Here is a 4,891-nt window from a genome sequence, read left to right as displayed (position 1 = left end):
GACATTGCAATTTATGAACCCAGCTGAAAAGCTGGCGGAAACGTTGGGTGTTGCGTCGACCGGTTGAATTCGCCGCTTTCCAACGCCAATCCTTGCCATGCGCCGCTAGCCCGTCCCCTCGGAGTGGTCCAACCGGGGGAGTGTCGTTAGCGGGGTTTCATCGTTGTTGGCATGTAGAAGAGGCACGGGCATCGCACCGCTATACGAAGTGGACCAGCAGTCATTCATCCAGCCTCGCGCTACGCGCTCACCCGTCAGGCAAAACCAACACCCATCGCTACCGCTATATCTACATCCTACGTTCGTGCCTGCTGCATGCTTCAATTCACCGCTTAGAGAACCTGTCGTCGGGCACGAAGTGCCAAGACGGATGAATGACTGCTGATCCACTTCGTATGGCGGTGCGACGCGCGCGCCTTTTCTACATGCCAACAACGGGGAAACCCCGCTAACGACACTCCCCCGGTTGGACCAATCCGAGAGAACGGGCTAGCGGCGCATGGCAAGCATTGGCGGTGGAAAGCTGCTTTCTTTGCTTACTTTCTTTGCAGCAGCAAAGAAAGTAAGTCCCGCCCCGGACAGGGGCAGAGCTAATAAACCGCTAAGAAAACAAGTTCCATAGGAACACAAGCGCATCAGACGGTGTAACCCAACCCCAACCCCAACCCAAGCGCCAGCGACCTCTTCATCCCGCGGTAGCCGCCCTGCGGCGCGCCACCACGGCAGTGGGATCATCAACGGACGGGCGATAGTTCAGGCGCGTCGCAAGTTCGAGCGCAGCGCCACACACCTCTTCGATGAGCCGGTTCTTTTCACCCGGCGATGCACCGATCTCCGAGCGCGGCACGGTCGCCGTGATCGCCGCGACGATCGCGCCCGAGCGATCGCGCACCGGCGCCGTCACCACCGAAATGCCGCGTTCGAACGACGCTTCGCTCAAGCCGAAACCGAGCGCCGCACATTCGCGCACCCGTTCGTCGAGTTCCTCGACGGTGGCAGGCGTGCGCTCCGTGAACTGTTCGAGCTTCTCTTCGGGATAGAGCTGGCGCAAGGCAGCAAGCGTCAGGTCGCCCATCAGCACATGGCCGTGAACGGTCGCGTGCGCCGGCAGGCGCGTGCCGACATGCACCTTCACCGAACTGAACATCGGCTCGTGGCTTTGTGCCTTCGCGACGAACACGACATCGCGCTGATCGCGGATCAGCAGGTGCGTCGTGAAGCCGGTCGCCGCGCGCAGGCGTTCCAGGACCGGCGTGCCGAAATCGGTGAGTTCGAGCGAACTCAGATACTCGAAGCCGAGCCGCAACACCGCGACGCCCAGGCGAAAGTTGCGGTCGCCGTTCACGCGTTCGAGAAACCCGAGCGCCTCCAGTGTTTGCAGCAAGCGGAACGTCGTCGTGCGCGGAATGCCGATGCGCTTCGACAACTCAGGCGCACCGAGCACCGGCTCACGCGCCGAGAACTCCGCGAGGATACGCAAGCCGCGCTCGAGCCCCGGCACGAGATAGGTTGATGCGGACGCGCCGGCGTCATCATCGGATGCGTCGTCGGGCGCCGCGTCCAGGACGCGGGTCTCCTCTTTCCCCTCTTTCCCCGCTTGCTTGTCTTGCTTTGGCATGGCCGGCTGTCGGTTTCGATCGATTGATTAGCCGAATCATAGCGCGGCGGCAGGGGCGAGTCAGCGCATGCAGCTTTGCGTGTGCCTCCTGTGTGTCACGTGCCGGTCTTCGACTGAGCGCCGTACTCCAGTTTCGGATACCAGTCCGTGCCGCGCCCGCCCGGCGTCATGTCGAGCACGGTCCATAACGGCATGGCGTCCGGTGCCCCGCGCGGGTCCTGGCCCGGATCGGCCGTTTCGGGGCCCATCTCGTCGCCCCAGAAATGACGCACGATGCCGTTCGACCGCACGAATACGTTGAAGCCGGCGTTGTCGCCGCTGTCGGGGTCTTCGTCGGCGTAGTCGCGGTTGAAGGTGTTCCCGCCCGACGAATAAAGCCGCAGGTGCCGCCAGCCGCGTTCGCGCTTGAACGCCGTCAGACGCTCGACCGGCGACCGGGCGATCACCGCGAAAGCCACGCGCTGCAGGATGTCGGCCATCTCGCCGTCGAGCGCGCTCAGGAACGACGTGCACATCGGACACGACCGCTGGCGCTTCGGACCGAACATCCAGTTGTAGGTGACGAGGGTGTCGTGCTCGCCGAACATCTGCGAAAGCGTCGCCGGGCCGGATTCGCTTTCGAACCGGTAGTCCTCCGGTATCTCGCCGCCGGGCGGCAGCGCGCGGCGCTGCGCGGCGACCCTTTCGATGTGGCGGCGCAGTTCGATTTCCTCCTTGAGCAGCGCATTGCGCGCGGCGCGGTATTGCGGGCTCTCACCGGGGAAGCGCCGGCGTGACTGCGCGAGTTCCTCGGCGGATTTCAGTGGCTGCGTGGATGGGTCTGCGGAAGGCATGGATCGTCTCCTTGTCCGGGATGGGGGGCGCGATATCGCCCTTCATCCACGACGACCGGCGCCCCGGAATATCGACATGTCCGATGCAGGATATTTCGATTTGGCCGAACGCGCTCGACTCGGGAAAACACACCGCCCGGGAGTAGAATTTGCTGATCCAACGCCAGCCTCGAGATGCTTCGATTCCGATGAAACCGCCCTCCGCCGACGAACGGCCGCGCTCGCGACCGTCCCCCGTGATGCTTAACGTGCTGACCGCGCTCATCGGCATCGTCACGCTTTGCGCCGGAATCGGCTGGCTCGTCTATACGTGGATCGTCGATATGGAAGTGCCTTATTTTGCGATCCCGCTGGTTATCTGTGTGCCAGTGATCGCGGCTGCGGCGTTTCGTAATTTCTGGGATTAGGGGAGAGGGAGTCGGCGGGCAGCCCTCGACACAACGAAACGCAAACCAAACATAAAAAGGCGGAGCCCATGACTCACGATTCGTCGATTCCACCTGACAACGTCGCCCGGCAACGCGCGATCATCGAAGAACTGCACGTCGCCGCCGATTTCGACGCCGACGCCGAGCGCGAGCGGCGCGTCCGCTTCCTCGCGGACTATCTCGCGTCGCAAAACCTGAGGACGTATGTGCTCGGCATCAGCGGCGGCGTCGATTCGAGCACGGCGGGCCGGCTCGCGCAGCTCGCGGTCGAGCGCCTGCGCGCCGCCGGCCGCGAGGCGCGCTTCATTGCGATGCGCCTGCCCTACGGCGAGCAGCGCGACGAAAGCGACGCGCAGCGTGCGCTCGGATTCATCCAGCCGGACGAGACGCTCGTCGTCAACGTGAAGCCGGCGGCGGACGGCATGCTCGCCTCGCTGATGCGCGACGGCTTCACCTTCACCAACGAAGCGCATCAGGACTTCGTGCTCGGCAACATCAAGGCGCGCCAGCGGATGATCGCGCAATACGCGGCGGCGGCGGCCCGGCGTGGCCTGGTGATCGGCACCGATCACGCCGCTGAATCGGTGATGGGTTTCTTTACGAAGTTCGGCGATGGCGGCGCGGACTTGCTGCCGCTCTTCGGCCTGAACAAGCGCCGCGTGCGCGCGCTTGCCGCGCACCTCGGCGCGGACGAGGCGATCTGGCGCAAGATACCGACGGCCGACCTCGAATCGCTGACGCCGCTCAAGCCCGACGAGGACAGCTACGGCATCTCCTACGAAGACATCGACGATTTCCTCGAAGGCAAGCCCGTCAGCGACGAGGTCTACACGACGATCTATCGGTTCTACGACGCAACGCGTCACAAGCGCGCGCTGCCGGTAACGCTTTACGATTGAACGGCGGCGTTCGCGCGATCCATCGCCAAGCGGAGCGTGCCGGATGCACGGTCCGCGCCCATTTGCAGCGTCCGCCCGGTCTCCTTCGTCACGAGTTGCACGGGCGTCTCGATGTACGGCGACAAGTCCTGCTGCTTGCGGCCTTCGATCAGCGCCTTCAATGCCACATCGATGCCGAACACGGCCTGCTTGCCGGCAAACTGCTCGACCGTCGCCAATATCCGCCCGTCCGCGAGCATCGGCCTGATCGCGTCGATGTTGTTGTAGCCGGTCACGTAGACCCGCCCGCTCCCGACCATCGCGCGCACCGCGCCGGCCGCGCCGATCGCGAGATTGTCGTTGCCGCAAAGCAGCCCGCGTATTCCCGGATGTACGGCAAGGATCGTGGACGCCAGCGCCTTGCCACTGTCGATACTCCAGTCGCCCGTCTGCACGGCGACGATCCGTGCGCCGGCGGCCTCCATTGCCTCGCGGAAGCCGGCCGTGCGTTCCTGCGCATTGCGGTCCGCCGCCACGCCTTCGATGATCGCGACTTCATCGCGCGGTTTCAGGCGCTGCGCGAGGTACTGGCCGACGAGCCTCGCGCCCCTGCGGCTGTCGGGACCGACGAACGGAACGGAGACATTCGCCGCGTCTTCGGCGGCATCGTCCAGTGGATTGTCGATGGCGATCACGATGATGCCCGCGGCGATCGCCTTCGCGGCCACCGGCACCAGCGCCTTTGAATCCGTCGGCGCGATGACGATTGCGTTGACCCTCGCGGTGATCAGGTCTTCGACGAGGTGGATCTGGCCGGCGGTATCGGTTTCCGTCGCGGTGCCGTTCATCGTGAGGTCGAGTTGCGACGCGTAGTGTCGCTGGTAGTTCTTCGCCCCTTCGGCCATCGCCTTGACGAACGGGTCGTCGAGCGACTTCATCACGAGGGCGATGTCGAATTTGCGGTCTGCGAGGGCGCTCGCGGTCGGTGCCCGGCCGAGGCCCATCAACGCGATGGCGGACGCTGCGAGCATGCGGCGGCGAAGAAGGCATGTCATGGGCGGGCATCGCGGGGCTGCGGGGGTGGGGGTCATTGTACCGGGGTTCGTCGCTGGCGCTTGGGGGTGGGGTTGGGGT

The 4,891-nt window shown here is 64.5% G+C and carries 5 protein-coding genes; 2 read left to right on the top strand and 3 right to left on the bottom strand.

Features of this window, described 5'->3' with window-relative positions; genetic code table 11:
• Positions 1–685: 685 nt before the first annotated feature.
• Together AWB68_RS42700 and AWB68_RS42695 are read right to left on the bottom strand one after the other, a co-directional pair.
• A complete protein-coding gene (locus AWB68_RS42700; RefSeq protein WP_087650142.1) occupies positions 686–1,618 on the bottom strand; it encodes an IclR family transcriptional regulator in 933 nt (310 codons plus the stop codon).
• Positions 1,619–1,713: 95 nt separating this feature from the next.
• On the bottom strand, positions 1,714–2,451 hold the full coding sequence (locus AWB68_RS42695) for a DUF899 family protein (RefSeq protein ID WP_087650141.1): 738 nt from the start codon (positions 2,449–2,451) through the stop codon (positions 1,714–1,716).
• A gap of 188 nt (positions 2,452–2,639) precedes the next feature.
• Between AWB68_RS42695 and AWB68_RS42690 the strand changes: the two genes are divergently transcribed.
• Together AWB68_RS42690 and nadE are read left to right on the top strand one after the other, a co-directional pair.
• Positions 2,640–2,858 (top strand): hypothetical protein, encoded by a 219-nt coding sequence (locus tag AWB68_RS42690; protein WP_087650140.1) that lies wholly within the window; start codon positions 2,640–2,642, stop codon positions 2,856–2,858.
• A gap of 68 nt (positions 2,859–2,926) precedes the next feature.
• On the top strand, positions 2,927–3,778 hold the full coding sequence (gene nadE / locus AWB68_RS42685; RefSeq protein WP_087650139.1) for an NAD(+) synthase: 852 nt from the start codon (positions 2,927–2,929) through the stop codon (positions 3,776–3,778).
• Here nadE and AWB68_RS42680 read toward each other — a convergent pair.
• Entirely contained in the window at positions 3,769–4,812 is a 1,044-nt protein-coding gene (locus tag AWB68_RS42680) for a substrate-binding domain-containing protein (protein WP_087650138.1), read from the bottom strand. The two genes, nadE and AWB68_RS42680, sit on opposite strands and share 10 nt — an antisense overlap.
• Positions 4,813–4,891 lie beyond the last annotated feature (79 nt).

Source organism: Caballeronia choica, from assembly GCF_001544535.1.
In the GTDB taxonomy this organism is placed as follows: domain Bacteria; phylum Pseudomonadota; class Gammaproteobacteria; order Burkholderiales; family Burkholderiaceae; genus Caballeronia; species Caballeronia choica.
The sequence above is the reverse complement of the archived record's forward strand: the minus strand, read 5'-3'. Positions and strand labels throughout refer to the sequence as shown.